The sequence below is a fragment of the Caulobacter sp. GW821-FHT10E02 genome, assembly GCF_059415225.1.
This window is the reverse complement of sequence record NZ_JBWKMV010000002.1, coordinates 683,563-705,156: the sequence shown is the minus strand read 5'-3', so window position 1 is coordinate 705,156 and position 21,594 is coordinate 683,563. Positions and strand designations below refer to the sequence as shown.

Annotated in this window: 24 protein-coding genes; 9 read left to right on the top strand and 15 right to left on the bottom strand. The window is 67.1% G+C overall.

Translation table 11 applies throughout. The annotated features are described in order from the left end of the window. Positions 1 to 16: 16 nt before the first annotated feature. Complete coding sequence (locus AC07NI_RS13100; protein ID WP_494619613.1) at positions 17 to 916, bottom strand: tetratricopeptide repeat protein; 900 nt, start codon at positions 914 to 916, stop codon at positions 17 to 19. An 85-nt stretch (positions 917 to 1,001) separates the two neighbouring features. Continuing rightward, positions 1,002 to 1,508, bottom strand: a complete 507-nt coding sequence (locus tag AC07NI_RS13095) for a prolyl-tRNA synthetase associated domain-containing protein (protein ID WP_494619611.1) — start codon at positions 1,506 to 1,508, stop codon at positions 1,002 to 1,004. A 75-nt stretch (positions 1,509 to 1,583) separates the two neighbouring features. On the opposite strand from AC07NI_RS13095, the gene AC07NI_RS13090 reads away from it, so the two are divergent. Next, positions 1,584 to 2,330 carry a DUF6065 family protein gene (locus AC07NI_RS13090; RefSeq protein WP_494619609.1) on the top strand — a complete coding sequence of 249 codons (747 nt, stop codon included), beginning with the start codon at positions 1,584 to 1,586 and terminating at the stop codon, positions 2,328 to 2,330. On the opposite strand, the gene glmM is transcribed toward AC07NI_RS13090, so the two are convergent. Beyond that, positions 2,327 to 3,673 (bottom strand): phosphoglucosamine mutase, encoded by a 1,347-nt coding sequence (gene glmM / locus AC07NI_RS13085; protein WP_494619607.1) that lies wholly within the window; start codon positions 3,671 to 3,673, stop codon positions 2,327 to 2,329. The genes AC07NI_RS13090 and glmM overlap by 4 nt on opposite strands. 160 nt (positions 3,674 to 3,833) lie before the next feature. On the opposite strand from glmM, the gene glmS reads away from it, so the two are divergent. Both glmS and AC07NI_RS13075 read left to right on the top strand, forming a co-directional pair. Next, complete coding sequence (glmS, locus tag AC07NI_RS13080; RefSeq protein ID WP_494619605.1) at positions 3,834 to 5,654, top strand: glutamine--fructose-6-phosphate transaminase (isomerizing); 1,821 nt, start codon at positions 3,834 to 3,836, stop codon at positions 5,652 to 5,654. 120 nt (positions 5,655 to 5,774) lie between these two features. Then, positions 5,775 to 6,068 carry a GIY-YIG nuclease family protein gene (locus tag AC07NI_RS13075; RefSeq protein ID WP_494619603.1) on the top strand — a complete coding sequence of 98 codons (294 nt, stop codon included), beginning with the start codon at positions 5,775 to 5,777 and terminating at the stop codon, positions 6,066 to 6,068. 57 nt (positions 6,069 to 6,125) lie between these two features. Here the strand turns inward: AC07NI_RS13075 and AC07NI_RS13070 are convergent, their stop codons facing one another. Beyond that, on the bottom strand, positions 6,126 to 7,517 hold the full coding sequence (locus tag AC07NI_RS13070) for an amino acid permease (RefSeq protein WP_494619601.1): 1,392 nt from the start codon (positions 7,515 to 7,517) through the stop codon (positions 6,126 to 6,128). A 53-nt stretch (positions 7,518 to 7,570) separates the two neighbouring features. Then, the gene (locus tag AC07NI_RS13065) at positions 7,571 to 8,746 is read right to left on the bottom strand and encodes a class I SAM-dependent methyltransferase (RefSeq protein WP_494619599.1); all 1,176 of its coding nucleotides are present in this window, start codon (positions 8,744 to 8,746) and stop codon (positions 7,571 to 7,573) included. Positions 8,747 to 8,805: 59 nt separating this feature from the next. Between AC07NI_RS13065 and AC07NI_RS13060 the strand changes: the two genes are divergently transcribed. The 3 genes from AC07NI_RS13060 (at position 8,806) to AC07NI_RS13050 (ending at position 11,160) form a co-directional block, all read left to right on the top strand. Beyond that, positions 8,806 to 9,267, top strand: a complete 462-nt coding sequence (locus tag AC07NI_RS13060; protein WP_494619597.1) for an SAM-dependent methyltransferase — start codon at positions 8,806 to 8,808, stop codon at positions 9,265 to 9,267. Continuing rightward, the gene (locus tag AC07NI_RS13055; RefSeq protein WP_494619595.1) at positions 9,264 to 9,782 is read left to right on the top strand and encodes a GNAT family N-acetyltransferase; all 519 of its coding nucleotides are present in this window, start codon (positions 9,264 to 9,266) and stop codon (positions 9,780 to 9,782) included. Before AC07NI_RS13060 ends, AC07NI_RS13055 begins: the two co-directional genes overlap by 4 nt. Before the next feature lie 76 nt (positions 9,783 to 9,858). Further along, complete coding sequence (locus AC07NI_RS13050) at positions 9,859 to 11,160, top strand: hypothetical protein (RefSeq protein ID WP_494619592.1); 1,302 nt, start codon at positions 9,859 to 9,861, stop codon at positions 11,158 to 11,160. Here the strand turns inward: AC07NI_RS13050 and AC07NI_RS13045 are convergent. Together AC07NI_RS13045 and AC07NI_RS13040 are read right to left on the bottom strand one after the other, a co-directional pair. After that, positions 11,157 to 11,624 (bottom strand): nuclear transport factor 2 family protein, encoded by a 468-nt coding sequence (locus AC07NI_RS13045; RefSeq protein ID WP_494619590.1) that lies wholly within the window; start codon positions 11,622 to 11,624, stop codon positions 11,157 to 11,159. The two genes, AC07NI_RS13050 and AC07NI_RS13045, sit on opposite strands and share 4 nt — an antisense overlap. A gap of 8 nt (positions 11,625 to 11,632) precedes the next feature. Next, complete coding sequence (locus AC07NI_RS13040) at positions 11,633 to 12,043, bottom strand: YkvA family protein (RefSeq protein WP_494619588.1); 411 nt, start codon at positions 12,041 to 12,043, stop codon at positions 11,633 to 11,635. Between the two features lie 55 nt (positions 12,044 to 12,098). Here AC07NI_RS13040 and AC07NI_RS13035 point away from each other — a divergent pair, with 55 nt between their 5' ends. After that, the gene (locus tag AC07NI_RS13035; RefSeq protein ID WP_494619586.1) at positions 12,099 to 12,881 is read left to right on the top strand and encodes an SDR family NAD(P)-dependent oxidoreductase; all 783 of its coding nucleotides are present in this window, start codon (positions 12,099 to 12,101) and stop codon (positions 12,879 to 12,881) included. A 59-nt stretch (positions 12,882 to 12,940) separates the two neighbouring features. On the opposite strand, the gene AC07NI_RS13030 is transcribed toward AC07NI_RS13035, so the two are convergent. From AC07NI_RS13030 to AC07NI_RS13020, 3 genes are all read right to left on the bottom strand, one after another. Continuing rightward, positions 12,941 to 13,534, bottom strand: coding sequence for a CC0125/CC1285 family lipoprotein (locus tag AC07NI_RS13030; RefSeq protein WP_494619584.1), 594 nt, complete (start codon positions 13,532 to 13,534; stop codon positions 12,941 to 12,943). Between the two features lie 97 nt (positions 13,535 to 13,631). After that, positions 13,632 to 14,264, bottom strand: a complete 633-nt coding sequence (locus AC07NI_RS13025) for a LysE family translocator (protein ID WP_494619582.1) — start codon at positions 14,262 to 14,264, stop codon at positions 13,632 to 13,634. A 42-nt stretch (positions 14,265 to 14,306) separates the two neighbouring features. Then, a complete protein-coding gene (locus AC07NI_RS13020; protein ID WP_494619580.1) occupies positions 14,307 to 14,714 on the bottom strand; it encodes an MAPEG family protein in 408 nt (135 codons plus the stop codon). Positions 14,715 to 14,895: 181 nt separating this feature from the next. On the opposite strand from AC07NI_RS13020, the gene AC07NI_RS13015 reads away from it, so the two are divergent. Then, positions 14,896 to 15,096 (top strand): KTSC domain-containing protein, encoded by a 201-nt coding sequence (locus AC07NI_RS13015; RefSeq protein WP_494619577.1) that lies wholly within the window; start codon positions 14,896 to 14,898, stop codon positions 15,094 to 15,096. Here the strand turns inward: AC07NI_RS13015 and AC07NI_RS13010 are convergent. The 4 genes from AC07NI_RS13010 to AC07NI_RS12995 all read right to left on the bottom strand — a co-directional run bounded on the left by AC07NI_RS13010 (position 15,093) and on the right by AC07NI_RS12995 (position 19,505). After that, on the bottom strand, positions 15,093 to 15,827 hold the full coding sequence (locus AC07NI_RS13010; protein ID WP_494619573.1) for a hypothetical protein: 735 nt from the start codon (positions 15,825 to 15,827) through the stop codon (positions 15,093 to 15,095). The genes AC07NI_RS13015 and AC07NI_RS13010 overlap by 4 nt on opposite strands. 5 nt (positions 15,828 to 15,832) lie before the next feature. After that, positions 15,833 to 17,059 carry an argininosuccinate synthase gene (locus AC07NI_RS13005; RefSeq protein WP_494619571.1) on the bottom strand — a complete coding sequence of 409 codons (1,227 nt, stop codon included), beginning with the start codon at positions 17,057 to 17,059 and terminating at the stop codon, positions 15,833 to 15,835. Between the two features lie 73 nt (positions 17,060 to 17,132). Next, a complete protein-coding gene (locus AC07NI_RS13000) occupies positions 17,133 to 17,495 on the bottom strand; it encodes a hypothetical protein (protein ID WP_494619566.1) in 363 nt (120 codons plus the stop codon). A gap of 18 nt (positions 17,496 to 17,513) precedes the next feature. Next, positions 17,514 to 19,505, bottom strand: coding sequence for a potassium transporter Kup (locus AC07NI_RS12995; RefSeq protein ID WP_494619564.1), 1,992 nt, complete (start codon positions 19,503 to 19,505; stop codon positions 17,514 to 17,516). A gap of 199 nt (positions 19,506 to 19,704) precedes the next feature. Between AC07NI_RS12995 and AC07NI_RS12990 the strand changes: the two genes are divergently transcribed. Next, positions 19,705 to 20,145, top strand: a complete 441-nt coding sequence (locus AC07NI_RS12990; protein ID WP_494619560.1) for an Rrf2 family transcriptional regulator — start codon at positions 19,705 to 19,707, stop codon at positions 20,143 to 20,145. Positions 20,146 to 20,147: 2 nt separating this feature from the next. On the opposite strand, the gene AC07NI_RS12985 is transcribed toward AC07NI_RS12990, so the two are convergent. Beyond that, a complete protein-coding gene (locus tag AC07NI_RS12985; protein ID WP_494619557.1) occupies positions 20,148 to 21,338 on the bottom strand; it encodes an MFS transporter in 1,191 nt (396 codons plus the stop codon). Between the last annotated feature and the right edge of the window lie 256 nt (positions 21,339 to 21,594).

Below are 21,594 nucleotides of genomic sequence, written 5' to 3'. Positions count from 1 at the left end.
TTGCTTCGTTGCTCGCTTAGCTGAACAGGATCGACGACAGCTTGCGCCGGCCCTGCTTGGCCACTTCCGAGGTCGGACCGGCCGCCTCGAACACCGTCAGCAGCTGCTTGCGCGCCGCGTCGTCGTTCCACGTACGGTCGCGGGCGATGATGGTCAGAAGATGGTCGGCGGCCGCGTCCAGGCGTCCGGTCCCGGCCAGGGCCTTGGCCAGCTCCAGGCGGGCCTCGTGATCGTCGGGATCGGCGGCCAGGCGCTTTTCGAACTCGGCGGTCTCGGACGGGGCGTCTTCGGCGAGCGCGAGCGCGGCGCGGGCGGCGTCCAGGTCGGGGTCCTTGGCGTCGGCCGGGGCCATGGCGACGACTTCCGCCGCGCCCTCCAGGTCGCCGCCCAGCAGATAGGCGCGCGCCATGCCGCCCAGGGCCTTGATGTTCTCAGGATCGGTCTGCAGCGCCTGGGCGAAGGCCTGGGCCGCGCCGCCGATGTCGCCGATCTCCAGAGATTCCTTGCCGAGCGCGATCAGGTCGTCGATGGCGCTGGGGCCGGCGGGGCCGCTCAGCTTCTCGACGAAGGCCTTGACCTGGCTTTCGGGCAGGGCGCCCTGGAACGCGTCCACCGGGCGGCCGTCGACGAAGGCGTAGACCGTCGGGATCGACTGCACGCGCAGCTGGCCGGCGAAGCCCGGATTGGCGTCGACGTCGATCTTGACCAGCTTGACCGCGCCATTGGCGGCGCCGACGACCTTTTCCAGGGCCGGGGTCAGCTGACGGCACGGGCCGCACCAGGTGGCCCAGAAGTCGACGATGACGGGCTGGGTCTTGGAGGCCTCGATGACGTCGGCCATGAAGCTGGCGTCGGTGCCGTCCTTGATGTGCTCACTTTTCGCCGGTGCAGCGGGCTTTTCGCCGATCAGGGACATCGGGTCTCTCGTGTACTCAAGGTGGGAACGCTCGAAGGCGCAAGATGGTCCTTCGAGGGGCGGCGCGCAATGTCCCGTTCGCCTGTCAGGCGACGACTTGCATGGCTTCGAAGTCGACGATCATCGGCTCGATGCCCAGCGCTGTCAGGAACTTGCGGAAATCGGCCTGGGACACCGCCGTGGTGGCGTCGTTGCCGAGGGGGTGGAAGTTGACGGGGTCGCTGTCCACCAGCGCCTTGTCGAGGACGAAGCGCAGGCGCTTTTCGGTGTCGTTGATCAGGCCGAAGGCCGTCACCGAGCCCGGCGTCACGCCCAGGGTCTCGACCATCATCTCCACGGGGCCGAACGACAGCCGGCCCGAGCCGATCACGTGGTGCAGCTTCTTCAGGTCGATCGTCGTCTCGCCCAGGGCCGAGATTAGCCACAGCTGGCCCTTGGCGTCCTTGAGGAACAGGTTCTTGGTGTGGCCGCCGGGCAGGGCCTTCTTGATCTCCAGCCCCTCCTCGACGCGGAACACCGGCGGGTGGTCGAGGGTCGAGTGCTTCACGCCGTGGGCGTCGAAGAAGGCGAAGAGGTCGGCTCTGGTCTTCATACGGCCTCTCTAGACGGCCGGAAGCCCTCAGCCTAGACCTGACCATCGGGTAGGAAAACAAGGACGAAGGCCGGCATGGAACTGGAGTGCTATCCCACCGAGAACCGTCCGCCGGATATCGTGCCGGGCCGCCCGCAGCGCGCCTGGATGGATCATTTCGCCGACCGCCACCCCTATCGCTGCCTGCCGCTGACCATGGCCAACACCACCGGCTGGGACATCCTGTGTCCGGTCGGCTTCTCGATGACCTGGGACGGCGGGGCGCACCAGGACTGCATCAAGTTCCAGCCCGATCACCCCTATCCGGGCTTCACCGACTTCGTGAAGTCGCACTTCACGCGCGGCGTGGTGACCTTCCACACCGGCTATCTGTTCCGCACCCCGCCCAGCTGGTCGCTGATGACCATGGGGCCGCCCAACCACATCAAGGACGGCATCCAGCCGCTGGCCGGCGTGATCGAGACCGACTGGCTGCCGTTCCCCTTCACGATGAACTGGATGTTCACCCGCCCGGGCACGGTGCGGTTCGAGAAGGGCGAGACCTTCTGCTTCATCATGCCGATCCAGGACAAGCCGATGGAGGCCTTCCAGCCGGTGATCCGCTCGATGAACTCCAACGCCGACCTGCGCCGCCAGTACGACGTCTGGGCCGAGAAGCGCAGCGAGTTCAACAAGCTGATCTTCAAGCGCGATCCGGAGGCCACCAAGGAGGCCTGGCAGCGCTTCTACTTCAAGGGCGAATACCCCGAGGAGATCACCGCCGAAGCCCCCAGCCACCACGTCAACAAGCGGCGGATGAAGGCCCCGAAGGTGGGGGCCTAGGCCGCCTTCACGGCCGAGACGATCGACTTCACCACCTTCTTCACCAGGGCCGGGTCGTCGCCCTCGGCCATGATACGGATCAGCGGTTCGGTGCCGGAGGCGCGCACGACGATGCGGCCGGCGCCGTTCAGCTGGGCCTCGCCGTCGGCGATGGCTTCCTTGACGCTCTTGGCCTCCAGCGGCTTGCCGCCGGCGAAGCGGACGTTTTCCAGCAGCTGCGGCACGGGCTCGAACTGACGGCCGAGCGCGCTCATCGGCTTGCCGGTCTGGATCATCACCGCCAGCACCTGCAAGGCGGCGATCAGGCCGTCGCCGGTGGTCGAGAAGTCCGACAGGATCAGGTGGCCCGACTGCTCGCCGCCGACATTGAAGCCGCCTTCGCGCATGCGCTGCATGACGTAACGGTCGCCGACGGCGGTGCGCTCCAGGGTCAGGCCCAGGCCGTTCAGCTGGCGCTCGAGGCCCAGGTTCGACATGACCGTGGCCACGACGCCGCCGCCCTTCAGGGTCCCGGCGCTGGCCAGGGCCGAGGCGATGATGGCCATGATCTGGTCGCCGTCGACGACCACGCCCTTCTCGTCGCAGATCACCAGGCGGTCGGCGTCGCCGTCCAGGGCGATGCCGATGTCGGCGCGGTATTCGCGGACCATCTTGGCCATGGTCTCGGGATGGGTCGAGCCGCACTCGGCGTTGATGTTGGTGCCGTTCGGGGCCACGCCGACCTGGAACACCTCGGCGCCCAGCTCGTAGAGCGCCTCGGGGGCGACCTTGTAGGCCGCGCCGTGGGCGCAATCGATGACGATGCGCAGGCCCGACAGGTTCAGGTGGCGCGGGAAGGTCGCCTTGACGATCTCGATGTAGCGGGCCTGGGCGTCGTCGATCCGCTTGACGCGGCCCAGCTCGCGGGGCTCGGCTAGGCCCTCCTGCAGGCCCTCGTCCATCAGGGCCTCGATCTTCAGCTCCTGGGCGTCGGAGAGCTTGTAGCCGTCAGGACCGAACAGCTTGATGCCGTTGTCGGCGAAATTGTTGTGGCTGGCCGAGATCATGATCCCGAGGTCTGCGCGCATCGAGCGCGTCATCATCGCCACGGCCGGGGTGGGCAGTGGGCCAAAAAGTCGCACGTCCATGCCGACGCTGGTCAGGCCAGCGACGAGCGCGGGCTCGATCATGTAGCCTGACAGGCGGGTGTCCTTGCCGATCACCACCAGGTGGCGGCGCTCGTCCTGCGAACGGAACAGCTTGCCGGCGGAGAGGCCGACGCGCAGGGCGACCTCGGCGGTCATGGGGTGCTTGTTGGCCTGGCCCCGGATGCCGTCGGTGCCGAAATAGGCGCGCTTGCTCATGGTCTTGGTCTGGTCTCTTTAGGGCCGTGCTTCGGACCCGAAACGATCCGAAATGCAGATTTACGGGAGGGGTCGTTTAGCCGGTGCTAAAGGCCGCTCTCGAAATCCTCGCGTGGATAGGGATAGTCCTGTCGACGCGTTCTACAAGGGATCATGGCCCATGTGCGGCATTATCGGCATCGTCGGAAAACAACCCGTCGCCGAGCGTCTGATCGAGAGCCTCAAGCGGCTCGAATATCGGGGCTATGACTCGGCGGGGATCGCCGGGGTCGTGGGCGGCAAGGTCGAGCGCCGCCGGGCCAAGGGCAAGATCAAGGCCCTGGAAGCCGTGGTCGGCGAAGACCCGTTGATCGCCGAGACCGGCATCGGCCACACCCGCTGGGCCACCCACGGCGCGCCGAACGTCCAGAACGCCCACCCGCACACCGCCGGCCGCGTCACCCTGGTCCACAACGGCATCATCGAGAACTTCGCCGAGCTGAAGGCCGAGCTGGCCGCCGCCGGCCGCACGTTCAGCAGCGACACCGACACCGAGGTCATCGCCCACCTGATCGACGCCGAGCTGGCCACGGGCCTTGCGCCGCTGGACGCCTTCAAGGCCACCCTGGACCGCCTGACCGGCGCCTACGCCCTGGCCGTGCTGATCGAGGGCGAAAACGACCTGATCCTGGGCGCCCGTCGCGGCAGCCCGCTGGTGGTCGGCGAGGGCCAGGGCGAGATGTTCCTGGGCTCGGACGCCCTGGCCGTCGGTCCGTTCACCAATCGCGTCGTCTATCTGGACGAGGGCGACTACGTGGCCCTGGACCACGACAGCTACCGCATCTTCGACGCCACGGGCGCGGCGGTGACCCGTCCGGTGCGGGTGGTGCCGACCTCGGCGGTGATGCTGGAGAAGGGCAACTACCGGCACTTCATGGAGAAGGAGATCCATGACCAGCCGGAGGGCTGCCAGCGCACGATCGCGGCCTATGTCGACACCCTGACCTCGAAGGCCTCGGTGCCGGGCGACATCGACTTCGCCAAGCTGGAACGCATCCAGATCGTGGCGTGCGGCACGTCCTACATCGCCGGCGTCGTCGGCAAGTACCTGATCGAGCAGCTGGCCGACCTGCCGGTCGATGTCGAGATCGCCTCGGAGTTCCGTTACCGCCAGCCGGCCCTGCGGCCGGGCTCGCTGGTCATCGCCATGTCGCAGTCGGGCGAGACCGCCGACACCCTGGCGGCCCTGCGCTACTGCAAGGCCAAGGGCATGAAGAGCGCGGTGGTGGTCAACGCCCAGGAATCGACCATGGCCCGCGAGGTCGACGTCGTCTGGCCGATCCACTGCGGCCCCGAGATCGGCGTGGCCTCGACCAAGGCCTTCACCGCCCAGGTCAGCGTGATGATCTCGCTGGCGATCGCCGCCGCCGCCGCGCGCGGGACGATCGACGCCGCCGAAGAGCAGCGCCTGGTGAAGGTGCTGCTGGAGGCTCCGCGCCTGATCGCCGAGGCCATCGGCCTGGAAGACGCCATCAAGGAGATCGCCGCCGACGTCGCTAAGGCCCGGGACGTGCTCTATCTGGGCCGCGGCCCGATGTCGGCCCTGGCCCTGGAAGGCGCGCTGAAGCTGAAGGAGATCAGCTACATCCATGCCGAGGGCTACGCCGCCGGCGAGCTGAAGCACGGCCCGATCGCCCTCGTGGACGACCAGACCCCGATCGTCATCCTGGCCCCGCACGACAGCTATTTCGAGAAGTCGGCCTCGAACATGAGCGAGGTCATGGCGCGTGGCGGGCAGGTGATCTTCATCACCGACACCGAAGGCGTGAAGCACGCGCCGGCGGGCGCCAAGGTGGTGGTGACGGCCCCGGCTTCGGACCCCCTGGTCTCGACCCTGGTGATGTCGGCCCCGATCCAGCTCCTGGCCTACCACGTGGCGGTGGTGAAGGGCGCGGACGTGGACCAGCCGCGGAACCTGGCGAAGTCGGTGACGGTGGAATAACGCCACCATCTGCGCCAACAATAATCCGCTCATCCCCGCGAAAGCGGGGACCCAAGCTGACTCTCCGCTTGCGCATGAGTGGTTCGGGTTCATGATATGTTCCGTGATGCGAGAGCGATCATGGACAAGATGTTCTGCGTCTACCTGCTGGCCAGCAGGCCCTACGGCACGCTGTACTGCGGCCACACCGATGATCTCACTCGCCGCATCTGGGAGCACCAGCAGAAGCTCCGTAGAGGCTTCGCGTCGAAGTACGGCGTGGATCGGCTTGTCTGGTACGAGCTTGGCGAGACGCGGGAAGCCGCGTTCACACGCGAGCGCCAGATCAAGAAATGGAACCGCGCCTGGAAGATCCAGCTGATCGAGGCGCTGAACCCGACGTGGTCCGATCTGTCCGCGACGCTGAACTGCTGAGCACCATTCCGCCGGTTCGGCTTGGGTCCCCGCTTTCGCGGGGATGAGCGGATTTTATTATCGGGCCCGAAGGTTGGAGTGCTTGGCCGAATACCCGAAGTAGATCCCACAAGCCGCCGCGACCCACACCGCGAACAGCGCCCAGGTATCCAGCGGCAACCCCACGATCAGGTACCCGCAAAACGCCACGCTCAGCACCGGCACCACCGGATACAGCGGCACGCGATAGCCGCGCGGCAGATCCGGCTGCGTCCGCCGCAGGATGATCACCCCCAGCGAGACGATGGCGAAGGCGATCAGGGTGCCCATGCTGGTCAGGTTGACCAGCACATCCAACGGCACGAACGCCGCCAGCACGGCGATGAAGGCGGCGACGATGTAGGTGTTGAGATCCGGGCTGCGGGTCTTCGGATGCAGGCGCTGGAACACCTTCGGCAGCAGGCCATCACGGCTCATGGCGTAGAGAATCCGCGTCTGGCCGTACATGACCACGAGGGTGATCGAGAAGATCGACACGATCGCCCCGACGCACAGGATCAGCGAGGTCCAGGCCTGGCCCGTCAGGTTGCGCAGGATCACCGCCAGCCCGGCTTCCTGGCCCTTGAACGCCGTCCAGGGCTGGGCCCCGACGGCGGCCAGGGCGACCAGGATGTAGACGGCGGTGACGATCAGCAGGGACAGCACGATGCCCAGCGGCAGGGTCTTGCGCGGGTCCTTGACCTCTTCCCCGGCCGTCGAGACCGCGTCGATGCCGATGTAGGAGAAGAAGATCGACGAGGCCGCCGCGCCCACGCCCGCCACGCCCATCGGCATGAACGGCGTCAGGTTGCCGGCGTGGAAGCCGCTGAAGGCGATGACCACGAAGAACAGCAGGACGAGCAGCTTCAACACCACCAGGATGGCGTTGATCGTCGTCGACTCCTTCACCCCCCGCAGCAGCAGCACCATGCAGGCCCCGACCAGCACCACGGCCGGCAGGTTGAACACCCCGCCCGCGCCGGGGGCCTTGGCGATGGCGTCGGGCATCTTCACGCCGATCAGGTCGACCAGCATCTCGTTCAGGTACTGGCCCCAGCCGACGGCGATGGCCGAGGCCGAGACGGCGTATTCCAGCAGCAGGCACGCGCCGACGATGAAGGCGACGAACTCGCCCAGGGTCGCGTAGGCGTACGAGTAGGAAGACCCCGACACTGGGATGGTCGAGGCCAGCTCAGCGTAGCACAGGGCCGTCAGGGCGGCCGTGATCCCGGCCAGCACGAACGACAGGATCACCGCCGGACCGGCGGCGGGCACGGCCGTGGTCAGAGCCACGAAGATGCCGGTGCCGATGGTGGCGCCGACGCCCAGCATGGTCAGCTGGAACAGGCCGATGGTGCGCGGCAGGCTTTCGGGCGGATGCTCGCCCTGCACCTGGGCGACGGGCTTGCGGCGCAGGAGATCGGCCAGCATGGCGCTTCCTTCAGGAGATCAGGCGGCGCCTATGGACGCCGCCGCCGTCTCCGTCAACCGCGCAGCAGGTAGTCCCGCGTCAGCGGCGTGGCGTCGCGCTTCTTGGCCAGCTGGATCTGGAAGACCATGTGGCCGCCGTGGCGGAAGCCTAGCTCGGCGCCGGCCAGGTAGAACTCCCACATCCGCCGGAAGCGGGCGTCGAACATGGTCGGGATGTCCGGATCGGCCATGAACCGCTCGCGCCAGATGCGGCAGGTCTCGGCATAGTGCAGGCGCAGGATCTCGACATCGGTGATCCACAGGCCGGCCTGCTCGATGGCCGTGACGATCTCCGACAGGCCGGGGATGTAGCCGCCCGGGAAGATGTATTTCTGGGTGAAGGCGTTGGTTGCGCCCGGCCCATGCATCTTGCCGATCGAGTGGACCAGGGCGACGCCATCCTCGTCCAGCAGCTTGGCGATGGTCTCGAAATAGGTCCGGAAGTTCGGCGCGCCGACATGTTCCAGCATGCCGACCGAGACGATGCGGTCGAATTTCTCGTCGAGGTCGCGATAGTCGGTCAGGCGGAAGTCGGTCTTGTCGGCCAGGCCCGCCTTCTCGGCGCGCTCCTTGGCCAGGGCCAGCTGCTCGGTCGACAGGGTCACGCCCGTCATCTGGGCCCCGAAGTCCTTGGCCAGGGTCATGGACAGGCCGCCCCAGCCCGAACCGATGTCCAGAGTCTTCATGCCCGGCTTGATCAGCAGCTTGCGGCCGATCAGGGCCTTCTTGGCTTCCTGGGCCTCTTCCAGCGTCATGTCCGGACGCTCGAAATAGGCGCAAGAGTACTGCATGTCGGTGTCGAGGAACCGGCGGTAGAGGTCGTTCGACAGGTCGTAGTGGTGCGAGACGTTCTTGCGCGAGGCCACGCGGTCGTTGACCTGCTGGATGCGCCGCTTCAGCGCCTTGCGGAACCGGGTCAGGGCCGAGCCGCGCTTGGGTTTGCGCCCGCCGCTCTCGCCGACGATGGTCAGCAGCTGGTCGATCGTGCCCTGTTCGAAGACGATGTCGCCTTCCATGTAGCCTTCACCCAGGCCCAGGCTGGGATTGGCCAGACGGCGCAGGCCGCGGCCGTTGATGCGGATCGCCACGGGCGGCCCGGTGCCGTCCCCGGCCTTGATGATCCGACCTCCCGGCAGGTGCGCCGTGAAATCGCCGGTCTTGATCATTTTGGAGAGCAGGGCTTCGATCATGGGGACCAACTTAAGCACAAGTTCGGCCGCGACAACCTGTCGCACACGGAGGAAGCCACATGTCGATCGAGATGACGCCGATCGGGCGGGTCGAAGGCGGCCGGGCGGAGCCGGAAGACGACGACTGGGGCCAGAGCCTGGCGTGCATCGTGCTGGACCCGGCCCGCTTCGACGACGAGGCCCTGATGGGGCTGGAGACCTTCAGCCACGCCGAGGTAATCTATGTCTTCGACAAGGTCACCGACGACCAGATCGTCACCGGCGCGCGGCATCCGCGCGGCAACAAGGATTGGCCCAGGATCGGCATCTTCGCCCAGCGCGGCAAGAACCGGCCCAACCGCATCGGCGTCACGGTCTGCGAGATCATCGCGGTCGACGGCCGGGTGCTGGAGGTCAAGGGCCTGGACGCCATCGATGGCACGCCGGTGCTGGACATCAAGCCGGTGATGAGCGGCTTCTCCCCGCGCGGCCGCCACCGCGAGCCGGCCTGGGCGCGCGAGATCATGGAGAAGTACTGGTGAAGAACGGCCTCGTCGTCTCCCGCGCCGGCGCCGACGAGGCGCCGATCGTCGCCAACATGATGCAGTTCTACATCCACGACTTCTCGGAGCTGTGGTTCGACCGCGAGGTCGAGGGCGAGCTGGAGCCCGACGGGCGCTTCTCCGGCTATCCGGGCCTGGAAGGCTACTGGACCGACCCGACGCGCGAGGCGTGGCTGTTCCGGATCAACGGCCTGCCGGTCGGCTTCGCCCTGGTCAATGACGTGGCCCATTCGCGTGAGCCCGTCGACCGGGCGGTGGCGGAGTTCTTCGTGGTCCGCAAGCACCGTCGGCGCGGGGTGGGCCTGGCCGCCGCCCACGCCCTGTTCGGCACGGCCTGGGGCGTCTGGGAGGCGGCGAGCGTCCGCCGCAACACCGGCGCGCGGGCCTTCTGGCGGCGTGCCGCCGAGAGCTATCCGGGTGTGCGGGACATCGTCGAGGAAGATCACGACGACGCGCTGTGGAACGGGGCGATCCTGCGGTTCCGGGTGGGGTAGCTACCTGATTGTGTAGCGTCGCCATACGTGAGAGGTCTCTCGCGAAGGTTGCGGCATGAACGTGTGAAGGACGGCTATGGCCAAGTTGACCCCAGGGGCCGGGGCTGCAGTCGATATGACCCTCCCCATGGCCTACAGCGTCATGCGTGTGACGGGGCAGACGTCGACCGGCTTTACCTTTGAGAAGACGTTCGGCTTCGTAGAAGAATATTCTGGAGTTGGCGTCACGTATGACGCCGATGGGGCGCCGAACGGGGGGCTCATAACCAGCATAAAGACGACGCGAGAAGGATCGCCCTACTACACGCTTACCGACCTTTCCTTCTCCATCGAAGGTTTGCCGGACTTCCTGCATGCGGGGTACGGCGGCATAGCCCTGGAGTGGAGTCTGGCGGGCGCCGATCATCTGGTTGGTGGTGATCTCGACGACAGCTTGGTCGGTGGGGCCGGCGATGATCTCCTGGAAGGACGCGGGGGCGACGACCGACTTTATGGCGACCACGGTAGCGATATCCTCGACGGGGGGGACGGCTTCGATACGGCCGTTGTCGCAGTCACGGCCGTCTTCGACCCCGAGCGGAATATCTCGATTGGCCCAGACATCAGGCGAGACGGCCAGTCGTGGGTTGTGTCCCAACCGTTTGGCAGGGGGACCACGACCCTCATCTCCATCGAGCAGGTCGACTTCAGCGGTTGGATGACCCTGGATCTCAAGCTGGTCGATGGCGCGATCGAGGCGGCGACGCGCAATATCCTGCGCACCGGCTCGGAGAACTTTGCGCTCATGGTGGGCAATGGCCTGAGGACCGCGGCGGCCGGGCTGGCGAGCCTCGTCAAGGAGGCCGATGCGACCACCACCGTGGCGACGCTGAGCTATCAGTTCTTCACCGGGAAGGTCCCCACCCAGGCCGGCTACGATTTCCTGGTCTCGCCGACAGGCCCCAACGCGGCCAATCTCAACAGCGCTTACTACGACCAGTTCGACACGGTGAACCGCTACATCAACTTCGCGGTCAATCTGGGCAAGAGCGGCGAGGGCAAGGACGCCTTCCTCGCCGCCTACGGGTCGCTGTCGCTGTTCGACGCCACCAAGAAGGCCTATGCGACGATCTTCGGCGGCGCGCCGACCGACGCCAAGGTCCACGCTCTCATCGACACCCGGGTGGACTATCTCGCCTATTACGGCGGCGACGGCCCAACCGGCATCGGCACGAAAGCGGCGATGGTCGGGTTCCTGCTGGCGGCGGCGGCCACCGAGAATGTCGGTATGTTCGCCAAGGCCAGCGACGCCTTCCTGACCGATCTGGCCGACGGCGCGACCTTCGGGGTCAACCTGGTCGGCGTCTACGGCAAGCCGGAGTACAACTACGCCGGCTAGAGCTTGCGCAGCTCTGGACAGGCGTTCGGCTCGGCGGTCCAGCTGATGCTGGCGATCTTCCAGGCGCCCTCGGCCTTGACCAGCGTGAAGACGTCGATGCCGCAATGGATGGTCTTGCCGTCCTTGCTGACCTCGTAGGGGGCGGTGACCGTGGCCATCGGGCCGCGGCGGATGATGACCGGCGACCACATCCATTCCTTGACGCCGGGATCCAGATGCTTGCCGAAGCTGTCCTCGAAGGCGACGCGGTTGATCTTGACCATGCCGTCGGAGCCGACGCGCACGCCCATGAACTGAGCGTTGGGCAGGGTCACCGCGCGTAGGGCGTCGGTGCTGGCATGCTCCATGCCGTCGAAGAAGGCCTGGGCCACGGCCAGCACGGCCTTGTCCTCGGGATCGGCGGACGGCGGCGGGGCGGCGCTCTGGGCCAGGGCGGCGGCGAGCATCAGGGCGGCGAAGGGCATGGCGGGTCCTAGTCGTCGTTGGACAGGCGCGTCAGGAACGCTTGCGCCGCTTCCTTGTGGCGGGGTTTCAGGGTCTTGCCGAGGATGGCGACCAGGGCCGCGAACACCGCCGCGTCGTCGGTGAAGCCGATGGCCGGCAGGATGTCGGGGATGGCGTCGGTCGGCAGGACGAAATAGGCCAGGGCCGCGAAGATCATGCCCTTGGCCGCCGTCGGGGTCTCGGGATCGCGGGCGGCCCACCAGACCGACAGGGCGTCGGCCGCGAAGGGCACCTTGGCGGCGACCTTGCGGATCTTGGGCAGGAAGCCCTTTTGGACCCGCTCCTCGTTGACGCGCACCGTGACGGGCGCGAGCGCCTTCTTCGGATCCAGCACCTCGTTGACGTTTACGTCGGGGGACGGTTTGGCGTCGCGGCTCATCGGTTTAAACCCTCACTCAAAGCCGATCCTAAACGCAAAGCTCAGGGAAACGTCCATGAAACTCGACAACACCGTCGCCGCCGTCGTCACCGGGGGCGCCTCGGGCCTCGGCGAAGCCACCGCCCGCGCCCTCGCCGCCCAAGGCGTCAAGGTCGCCATCTTCGACATGAACGAGACCCGTGGCGAGGAAGTCGCCAAGGAGATCGGCGGCGTGTTCTGCAAGGTCAACGTGACCAGCGACGCCGATGTCGACGCCGGCTTCGAGAAGGCCCGCGCCGCGCACGGCCAGGAGCGCGTGCTCGTGAACTGCGCCGGCACCGGCAACGCGGCCAAGACCGCCAGCCGCGACAAGACCACCGGCGAGACCAAGCACTTCCCGCTCGACGCCTTCGACCGCATCATCCAGATCAACCTGGTCGGCACGTTCCGCTGCATCGCCAAGTCGGCCAAGGGCATGCTGGACCTGGCCCCGCAGGAAGACGGCGAACGTGGCGCGATCGTCAACACCGCCTCGGTGGCCGCTGAAGACGGCCAGATGGGCCAGGCGGCCTATTCGGCGTCCAAGGGCGGCGTCGTCGGCATGACCCTGCCGATCGCCCGCGACCTGATGGGCGAGGGCGTCCGCGTCAACACCATCCTGCCCGGCATCTTCAACACGCCGCTGATGAACAATGCGCCGGAAGCGGTGAAGGCGGGCCTGGCCGCCTCGGTGCCGTTCCCCAAGCGCCTGGGCAATCCGGAAGAGTACGCTCAGCTGGCCCTGACCATGATCACCAACGGCTACTTCAACGGCGAGGACGTGCGTCTGGACGGCGGCATCCGCATGGCGCCGCGCTAGGCGTCAGCCGAGCCTGAAAAGGAAAAGGGGACCCGGTGGGGTCCCCTTTTTGTCTCGGCTTACTTGCCCGGAACCGGCCGCTGGATCGAGCTGGCCAGGTTGCTCATGATCTCGCGGGCGTCGTAGGCGCGCGGGTCGCCTTCCGGCTTCTTGCCCTTGTGCATCACGATCTCGGCCCCGGCCTCGAAGCGCTCGACGGTGCGGATCTGGGCGCGGTCGGCGAAGAAGGGGTCACCCCAGAAGGGGTCCCAGCTGCGCCAGCCATAGCCGCCGCCGTAATAGCGCCAGGACGGGCGCCAGTAGCCGTACGGATAACCGAAGCCGAAGCCCGGCCGCATGAACGGATCGGGCTCGACATACGAGCGCGAGGTGCGGTCGGTGCGGTGGTCGGCGGTCTCGAACCAGTCGTAGCCCTGCTGCACGGTCACTTCGGCCGACCGATAGAGCAGATAGCGCTCGACCGTATCGCGCGAGGTCAGGCTGTTGCCGGCGAACGACACGCGGTAGCGGTCGCCTTCCAGCTTCTGTTCCGAGAACCCGCCGGCCGACGAGCTGGCGCTCATCTTGGGCTGGTAAGGCGTCGGCGTGGCGCAGGCCGACAGACCGGCCGCGATGACCAGCGCCGCGGCGATGGCGACCTTCTTCATGGACATGATCTGCTCCTTCAAGCGGAGTCCTTGGTACTTACGTCAACTCTGGCGAGGCTTTGTGGTTTCGCCAAGGCGAAGTTTGCTTCGCCCTCGAAATCTTTCAGCCTCTCGACAAGATAAGTACGGCCGCCGTGATCAAAAGGACGCCGACCAGGACTGCGAATCCGCGTCGGAAGCCAGGCTCGTTCATTCGCGTCGACAGGGCCGCTCCGCCCAGGCCGTAGGACGACATGCTGATCAGGTCCATGCCGATGGTGGCGCAGGCGAACATGATCAGCTGCGGGACCAGCGGCCGCTGGATGTCCAGGAACGGTGGCAGCACGCCCGAGAAGAACAGCAGGATCTTCGGATTGGCGATCTGCACCATGAAGCCGTCGAAGAAGGCCGAGCGTCCTTGGCGCACCGTCGCGCTGGCGTGGCTCTCGAGGTTCTTGATCCCGGCCCACAGAGACTTCAGCCCCAGCCAGACCAGATAGGCCCCGCCGGCCCAGGTCAGGACATGGAAGGCCTTGGGGAAGGCCAGGATCAGCGCGCCCAGCCCCAGGGCCGAGCCGCTGAACCACACCAGGGTGGCGGTGTTCATGCCGATCACGCTGATCAGCGCCGCGCCCTTGCCGCGCTCCATGCCCGTGGCGATGGCGAACAGATTGGCCGGCCCCGGCGTGATGGCCATGACGAACATGGCGACAAGGAAGGCGCCATAGCGGGTGGGATCGACGGGCAGATGGTCCATGGCGCGGGTATAGCGCCCCGCGCCACGACCTTGAAGGTGAAGCTAGTTGCCGATGACGATCAGGATGTAGACCGCCCGGCCCAGGGCGCCGAACAGCAGGATCGCCGTGGCCAGGGCCTGGATGATAAAGCCGACCTCGCGCTTCTTCGGATCGGCGGCGTAGCCCAGAGCGTAGATGATCCGGCCGATCATCCAGACCACGCCCAGGGCGGCGGCGATCAGGTCGTTCCAGTAGATCGCGAACAGCCACAGCGACGGCAGGTAGATGACCAGCCACTCGACGGTGTTGGCCTGGACGCGCAGGTGGCGCTCCAGCTCGGGATGGCCGCTCATGGCCGGGGCGTCGATGCCGGACCGCTTCCGCGCGCCGCCGATGCGGAAGATCATCCAGGCATAGACCAGCAGCGAGACCAGGGTGACGATGGCCACGAGCGCGTGGGACTGGTGCATTTGTTGTGTTCCTCCCGCGGACTGACGCCGCTTCGGGGAAACCCTAGCCGTATTCGCCCTGAGTTTGCACGCCTCCCGCGGGGCCTTACAGCAAGGGCGTCGGCGAGCGGCGCCTTAGGAACCCCACGGGCTCCCATTCGCTCCTAAGGCTGACGATCCTACTTCGCGGAGGCTTGAAGCCATGCGTGTGGACTCCACGGCGATCGCCGAGATCGACTACACCCCCGAACACGGCAAGCTGTTCGTCACGTTCCATGACGGCGACGAGTACGTCTATGTCGGGGTCCCCGAGCGGGTCAGTGCGGCCTTCCTGAGAGCGCCGTCCAAGGGCCGGTTCTTCCAGCGGATCATCCGGGATCGGTACCCGTACAACCGGGTCTAGCGCGGCAGGCCGGGTCCGAGGATGGCGGCGGTGGCCGCGAACAGGACCAGCGCCCCGCCCGTCCAGACCGGCGAGGTCGGGGGCGTCCAGTCGCCCGCGCCGCGCGCCCGGCGGACGGCGAACCACAGGCCCAGCGAGGCCAGGCCGATCTCGATCGCCGACGACTGGATCACGTGACCCCTCGCCGGGGCGTAGAGCGCGCCCGCCAGCACGATGGCGACAGCCGCCGCGACATAGGCCGTGCGCAGGGCTCCGACGGCCGCCGGCGGCGTCCAGGCGGCGATGCGGCGCATGGTCAGGAGGTAGAGGGCGGCGCCGACGATGATGGCGATCGGTCGCCACGGCGCGTCGCGGTCCAGGAACGCTTCGGCCGGATAGACCCAGTCGCCGACGTTCAGCACGCCGCTATAGACAAGGTAGCCGGCGATCCAGAAGGCGTTGAAGGCGAAGAGCGAGAGGCCCAGAAGCCGCGCGCCTGACGGGACGTTGCGCTGGCTCAGGACCGCGCCGATCGCCACGAGCACCAGGTTGCCGACCGTGCCGGCCAGGTCGATCCCCGGCCGGGCCAGACTGCAATGGAAGTCGACGATGTTCAGCAGGGTGACATGGCCGCCCGCCGCCAGGCAGGCGCCGCCATGGCCGATCGCCTCGTGTCCGGCGATCGACAGGCAGACCGCGATTGTTCCAATCGCGGCCGCCGGTATCGAGACGGCGAAGCGGGTCGCCGTCATGGTCGCTAGCCGCGCTTGTCGCGCTTGGCCAGCACCCGCAGGCGCAGGGCGTTCAGCTTGATGAAGCCGCCGGCGTCGCGGTGGTCGTAGGCGACCTTGCCTTCCTCGAAGGTGACCAGGTCCTGGTCGTACAGCGAGTACGGGCTGCTGCGGCCGATGACCGTGACATTGCCCTTGTAGAGCTTCACACGGACCTGGCCGGCAACCTTCTGCTGGCTGTAGTCGATGGCCGCCTGCAGCATCTCGCGCTCCGGCGTGAACCAGAAGCCGTTGTACACCAGAGTGGCGTACTTCGGCATCAGCTCGTCCTTCAGGTGCATCGCGCCGCGGTCCAGCGTGATGCTCTCGATGCCGCGGTGGGCGGCCAGCAGGATGGTGCCGCCCGGGGTCTCGTAGACGCCGCGCGACTTCATGCCGACGAAACGGTTCTCGACCAGGTCCAGGCGACCGATGCCGTTGTCGCGGCCCAGTTCGTTCAGCTTGGTCAGCAGGGCGGCGGGCGAGAGGGCGACGCCGTCGATGGCGACCGGGTCGCCCTTCTCGAAGTCGATGGTGATGATCGTCGGGCTGTCCGGGGCGTCTTCCGGCGCGATGGTGCGCATGTGGACGAACTCGGGGGCCTCGACCGCCGGGTCTTCCAGGACCTTACCTTCCGACGAGGAGTGCAGCAGGTTGGCGTCGACGCTGAACGGGGCTTCGCCGCGCTTGTCCTTGGTGATCTGGATCTGGTGCTTCTCGGCGAAGTCCAGCAGGGCCTCGCGGGACTTGAAGTCCCACTCGCGCCACGGGGCGATCACGGTGATGTCGGGCTCTAGGCCGTAGTAGCCGAGCTCGAAACGGACCTGGTCGTTGCCCTTGCCGGTCGCGCCGTGGCTGACGGCGTCGGCGCCCATCTTGCGGGCGATCTCGATCTGCTTCTTGGCGATCAGCGGACGCGCGATCGAGGTGCCCAGCAGGTACTGGCCTTCATAGACCGTGTTGGCGCGGAACATCGGGAACACGAAGTCGCGCACGAATTCTTCGCGGACGTCCTCGATGAAGATGTTCTCGGGCTTGACGCCGGCGGCCAGCGCCTTGGCGCGCGCCGGTTCGATCTCTTCGCCCTGGCCCAGGTCGGCCGTGAAGGTGATGACTTCAGCGCCGTACTCGGTCTGCAGCCACTTCAGGATGATCGAGGTGTCGAGACCGCCCGAATAGGCGAGCACGACCTTCTTCACGGACTTGTCGGCCATGGGCGGGGTCCTTTCGGAGAGAAACACAAAGTCGCGCGCCTTCAACGGGATCAGGGCGCGCCGGTCAAGAAGTTTAAAGCTGACCGTCTTCCTGCAACGTCCTGATGACGAAGCGCAGGTGGAAAAGCTGCGACAGGGCCAGGCTGGCGGCGAGCGTCGCGCGGACCAGGAAGATGATCATGGCCTGCATCGGGTCGTCGGTGAACGTCGCCTGGGTGGCGGTGAACGACAGCAGGACAAGGATCGACAGGATCGGGATGCCGAGCAGGCCAACGCCCTTGGGCGCGGTGACGGTGGGCTTGCCATCGCGGCCCCACAGCATGGGGACGAGAGCGCCCTTCGGGATCCGCTTCCACGCGCCTTGGGCGGTGGCGGCGATGATGGCCAGGGCGGCGATCGACAGGCCGTCGCCCAGCACGCGCAGGGTGGTTTCCATGGACAGGGACTGTAGCTCTTAAACGGTGACTTGGGCGCCCAGCTCGACGACGCGGCCGGGCGGGATCTTGAAGAAGTCCGTCGGATTGGCCGCGTTTTTCATCAGGTAGATGAACAGGCGGTCCTGCCATAGCGGCATGCCCGAATTGGCCGATGGCACGATCGAGCGCCGTCCCAGGAAGAAGCTGGTGGCCATGATGTCGAACTTCAGCCCCTGCTTGCGGCAGACCGCCAGCGCCTTGGGGATGTTGGGGCTTTCCATGAAGCCATAGTTGACGATGACCTTCTTGAAGTCGTCGTTGACCTTCTCGATCGTCACCCGGTCCTCTTCGCGCACGCGCGGCGTCTCGGTCGTGCGGACGGTCAGGATGACGTTGCGTTCGTGCAGCACCTTGTTGTGCTTGAGGTTATGCATAAGCGCGACCGGGGTCATGTCCGGGTCGGAGGTCAGAAAGATCGCCGTGCCGGGCGCGCGATGCGGGGCCCGGGCGCGCAGGATCTCCATAAGGTCGACGAGGGGTACGCTGTCGCGGCGGGTCTTGGCCGTGAGGATGTTGGCCCCCCGCGTCCAGGTGGCCATGATCAACACCAGCACCGCGCCGAACACCAGCGGCAGCCAGGCGCCGTCGGGGATCTTCAGCATGTTCGAGGCGATGAACACCGAGTCCAGCGCCACCAGCGGGATCAGCAGCAGGCCGGTCTGCCACAGCGGCCACTTCCACACGCGGCGGATGACGACATAGGCCAGCAGGGTGTCGACGAACATCGCGCCGGTGACGGCGATGCCGTAGGCCGAGGCCAGCTTGTGCGAGCTACGGAAGGCGAACAGCAACACCAGCACGCCGATCAGCAGGAACTGGTTGACCGCCGGCACGAAGATCTGGCCGGCCTGGGTCTCGGACGTGCGCTTGATCTCGATGCGGGGCAGCAGGCCCAGCTGCACGGCCTGCTGGGTCATGGAGAAGGCGCCGGTGATCACCGCCTGGCTGGCGATGACGGTGGCGACCGTGGCCATCAGCAGCACGGGCCAGTAGGCGAAGTTGGGCACCATCTCCCAGAACGGGTTGTGGCGGGCGGCCGGGTGGTCGAGCACCAGCGAGCCTTGGCCCAGATAGTTCAGGGCCAGGCACGGGAACACCAGGCACAGCCAGGCGGCCTGGATCGGCTTCTTCCCGAAGTGGCCCATGTCGGCATAGAGCGCCTCGGCCCCGGTCACGACCAGGAACACGCTGCCCAGGATGACGAAGCCCAGGAAGCCGTTCTCCAGCAGGAAGCGCAGGCCGTACCAGGGATTGAAGGCGCGCAGGATCGAGAGGTCGTCGGCCAGGTGATAGGCGCCCAGCGCCCCCAGGATCAGGAACCAGACGGCCGTGAACGGCCCGAACAGCGACGCCATCCGGTGGGTGCCCTTGGCCTGGACGGCGAACAGCAGAATGAGGATCCCGGCCGAGATCGGCAGGATGTAGGGCGTCAGGGCATGGCCGACGCCGGGCGCGTCCTTCAGGCCCTCGACCGCCGACAGCACCGAGATGGCGGGCGTGATGATGCCGTCGCCATAGAACAGCGCCGCCCCGACCACGCCGAGGAAGAAGATCGCCATCGAGCGCTTGCGGCCGGTCTTGCCCAGCGCCTTCTGGGCCAGGGCCATGAGCGCGAGCGTGCCGCCCTCGCCCTTGTTGTCGGCGCGCATGAAGAAGATGACGTACTTGATCGTCACGAACAGGGTCATGGTCCACAGGACCAGCGACACCACGCCCAGCACCGCGTGCTCGGTCGCCGTCGTGCTGCGCGAATGGGCCAGGGCCTCGCGCAGGGCGTACAGCGGGCTGGTGCCGATATCGCCGAAGACGACGCCGATCGAGCCCAGCGCCATGGCGTAGAAGCCATGACCCTTCACGTCATGACCGGAGCCATGACCGTTGCCGTTCGGCGGACCGCCGTCCTGATGAGGGATGTCGGTAGACGTGGGCGCGCAATCGGAGTTTGAAGCGCCGGGGGCTTCGGAAGCCATTCAATCCCTCCGGGCGCCCTCGCAAAACGCTTGGAGCCGACCCATATCGCGATCAAGCGCGGCGCGATACACCCAAACCGCGGCCGACACAATCGTCACCCAACGTCGCCTTAGGACACTCCCTAAGGAGTTTTTGCTTCGGGCCTGAAACAGTTTTCAGTTGAACGCGCGGGCGGCCACCTTACGTTCCCGGTTAGAGATGTCTGACAGCCAGAAATTTCCCGTCGCGGCTCACGCCCTCGCCTACTTGGCGCACAAGGAGGCGTTTTCGGCTGACCGCGCCGTGGCCAGCGCTGAACTGGCCGCTTCGGTCCCGACCAATCCGGTCGTGGTCCGCCGGGTCACGGCCATGTTGGGCAAGGCCGGGCTGATCGGCGCACGGGCCGGCGCCAATGGCGGGGCCTGGCTGCTGAAGCCCGCCGACACCATCACGCTCGACACCGTCCTGAAGGCCGTCAACGGCTGCGCCCACCTCGGCGTGGCTCCCAAGGGCGTCAAGGGCTGCCCGGTCGGCGAGAAGATCCCCGACGCCGTCCGCGCCGCCATCACCGCCGCCGACCGCGCGGCGCATGACCGCCTGGGCCAGATCACGGTCGCGGACCTGTTGCACGGCGCCCACGCGGCCGTGGAACCCTGCTGAGTCTATTCAGCCAGGGCTAGCCGCCGCTGCTGACCGGCGTCCACCGCCGCCACGATCCAGATCACGAAGCCGCCCAGGGCCAGGGCGACGCCGACCCAGCCGGTCGAGGCCCAACCCCAACCCGCCGCGATCGCCATGCCGCCCAGCCACGGGCCCAGCGCATTGGCGGTATTGAAGGCCGAGTGGTTCAGCGCCGCCGCCAGGGTCTGGGCCTCGCCGGCCACGTCCATCAGCCGGGTCTGCAGCACCGCGCCCAGCCCGCCGCCGCAGCCGATCAGGAACACGACCGGGATCAGGGTCCACAGGCTACCGATCGCCAACGGATAGAGGGCCAGGGCGCCGGCGCTCCACAGCAGGATGGCGCCGATGGCCGGCATCAGGGCGCGGTCGGCGGCCCACGCACACGCCAGCGTGCCGACCGTCATCCCGGCCCCGAACACCATCAGCACCACCGGCAGGGCGGCCGGCGAGGCGTGGGTCACGGCCAGCATGGTGTCGGCCAGATAGGTGTAGACGCAGAACATGCCGCCAAAGCCGATGGCCCCAATCGCCAGGGTCAGCCACACCCGGCCGCGCCCCAGGGCCCCCAGCTCGCGCAGCGGACTGGCGTCGGCGTCGGCCGGCACGCGCGGGGCGTAGAGCCAGACGCTGGTCGCCGTCAGGGCCGCCAGCACCGCCACGATCACGAAACCCCAGCGCCAGCCCAGCACCTGGCCGACGACATTGGCCAGCGGCACGCCGACGATGGTGGCCACGGTCAGGCCGATCATCACCATCGCGACCGACTGGGCCCGCTTCTCCGGTGGAGAGACGCTGGCGGCGACCAGGGCCGCGACGCCGAAATAGGCCCCGTGCGGCAGGCCGCAGAAAAAGCGGAAGGCGATCATCCAGCCGAAGCTGGGCGCCAGGGCCGAGAGCAGGTGACCGACCGCGAACACCGCCATCAGCACCGTCAGGATCACCCGGCGCGGCAGTCGCGCGGCCCCCACGGCGATGATCGGCGCCCCGACCACCACGCCCAGGGCATAGGCGCTGATCGCATGGCCAGCCGTCGGCGCATCGACGCCCAGGTCCTTGGCGAAATAGGGCAGCAGGCTCATCGAGGCGAATTCGGTCGTGCCGATCGCGAAGCCGCCCAAGGCGAGCGCGGCCAGGACCAGGCCCGGATGGACCTTCGGGGTGTCGGTAGTCATGTCGGCGCCTCACACACACGTGGCGCAACACGGACGCGACGCGCCCGAACAGGCCGTCCCGAGATCATGCTGCATTGCAGAAGTTCTTTGTCAGATAATAAAATGACAACGTTGTCGCAAGTGTGACTGGGATGCGCCTTGGAAATTTCACGGTTCAGCGAACGGGCCATCAGCGGGGCTGAATCCGACCCGCAGAAAAATTGCACCCGACCTTGTTGCTGATGGCCTGGAAGCCCCCGTTGCGGTCCCCACCTAA

Excerpts from the sequence above, each read along its gene's own strand:
- AC07NI_RS13095 (WP_494619611.1), bottom strand. The coding sequence starts at position 1,508 with ATGAAGACCAGAGCCGACCTCTTCGCCTTCTTCGACGCCCACGGCGTG.
- AC07NI_RS13040 (WP_494619588.1), bottom strand. The coding sequence starts at position 12,043 with ATGAGCCGCGACGCCAAACCGTCCCCCGACGTAAACGTCAACGAGGTG.
- glmS (WP_494619605.1), top strand. The coding sequence starts at position 3,834 with ATGTGCGGCATTATCGGCATCGTCGGAAAACAACCCGTCGCCGAGCGT.
- AC07NI_RS13025 (WP_494619582.1), bottom strand. The coding sequence starts at position 14,264 with ATGGACCATCTGCCCGTCGATCCCACCCGCTATGGCGCCTTCCTTGTC.
- AC07NI_RS13030 (WP_494619584.1), bottom strand. The coding sequence starts at position 13,534 with ATGTCCATGAAGAAGGTCGCCATCGCCGCGGCGCTGGTCATCGCGGCC.
- AC07NI_RS13090 (WP_494619609.1), top strand. The coding sequence starts at position 1,584 with ATGGAACTGGAGTGCTATCCCACCGAGAACCGTCCGCCGGATATCGTG.
- AC07NI_RS13045 (WP_494619590.1), bottom strand. The coding sequence starts at position 11,624 with ATGCCCTTCGCCGCCCTGATGCTCGCCGCCGCCCTGGCCCAGAGCGCC.
- AC07NI_RS12985 (WP_494619557.1), bottom strand. The coding sequence starts at position 21,338 with ATGACTACCGACACCCCGAAGGTCCATCCGGGCCTGGTCCTGGCCGCG.
- AC07NI_RS13020 (WP_494619580.1), bottom strand. The coding sequence starts at position 14,714 with ATGCACCAGTCCCACGCGCTCGTGGCCATCGTCACCCTGGTCTCGCTG.
- AC07NI_RS13065 (WP_494619599.1), bottom strand. The coding sequence starts at position 8,746 with ATGATCGAAGCCCTGCTCTCCAAAATGATCAAGACCGGCGATTTCACG.
- AC07NI_RS13060 (WP_494619597.1), top strand. The coding sequence starts at position 8,806 with ATGTCGATCGAGATGACGCCGATCGGGCGGGTCGAAGGCGGCCGGGCG.
- glmM (WP_494619607.1), bottom strand. The coding sequence starts at position 3,673 with ATGAGCAAGCGCGCCTATTTCGGCACCGACGGCATCCGGGGCCAGGCC.
- AC07NI_RS13070 (WP_494619601.1), bottom strand. The coding sequence starts at position 7,517 with ATGCTGGCCGATCTCCTGCGCCGCAAGCCCGTCGCCCAGGTGCAGGGC.
- AC07NI_RS13050 (WP_494619592.1), top strand. The coding sequence starts at position 9,859 with ATGGCCAAGTTGACCCCAGGGGCCGGGGCTGCAGTCGATATGACCCTC.
- AC07NI_RS13005 (WP_494619571.1), bottom strand. The coding sequence starts at position 17,059 with ATGGCCGACAAGTCCGTGAAGAAGGTCGTGCTCGCCTATTCGGGCGGT.
- AC07NI_RS12995 (WP_494619564.1), bottom strand. The coding sequence starts at position 19,505 with ATGGCTTCCGAAGCCCCCGGCGCTTCAAACTCCGATTGCGCGCCCACG.
- AC07NI_RS13015 (WP_494619577.1), top strand. The coding sequence starts at position 14,896 with ATGCGTGTGGACTCCACGGCGATCGCCGAGATCGACTACACCCCCGAA.
- AC07NI_RS12990 (WP_494619560.1), top strand. The coding sequence starts at position 19,705 with ATGTCTGACAGCCAGAAATTTCCCGTCGCGGCTCACGCCCTCGCCTAC.
- AC07NI_RS13035 (WP_494619586.1), top strand. The coding sequence starts at position 12,099 with ATGAAACTCGACAACACCGTCGCCGCCGTCGTCACCGGGGGCGCCTCG.
- AC07NI_RS13100 (WP_494619613.1), bottom strand. The coding sequence starts at position 916 with ATGTCCCTGATCGGCGAAAAGCCCGCTGCACCGGCGAAAAGTGAGCAC.
- AC07NI_RS13075 (WP_494619603.1), top strand. The coding sequence starts at position 5,775 with ATGGACAAGATGTTCTGCGTCTACCTGCTGGCCAGCAGGCCCTACGGC.
- AC07NI_RS13010 (WP_494619573.1), bottom strand. The coding sequence starts at position 15,827 with ATGACGGCGACCCGCTTCGCCGTCTCGATACCGGCGGCCGCGATTGGA.
- AC07NI_RS13000 (WP_494619566.1), bottom strand. The coding sequence starts at position 17,495 with ATGGAAACCACCCTGCGCGTGCTGGGCGACGGCCTGTCGATCGCCGCC.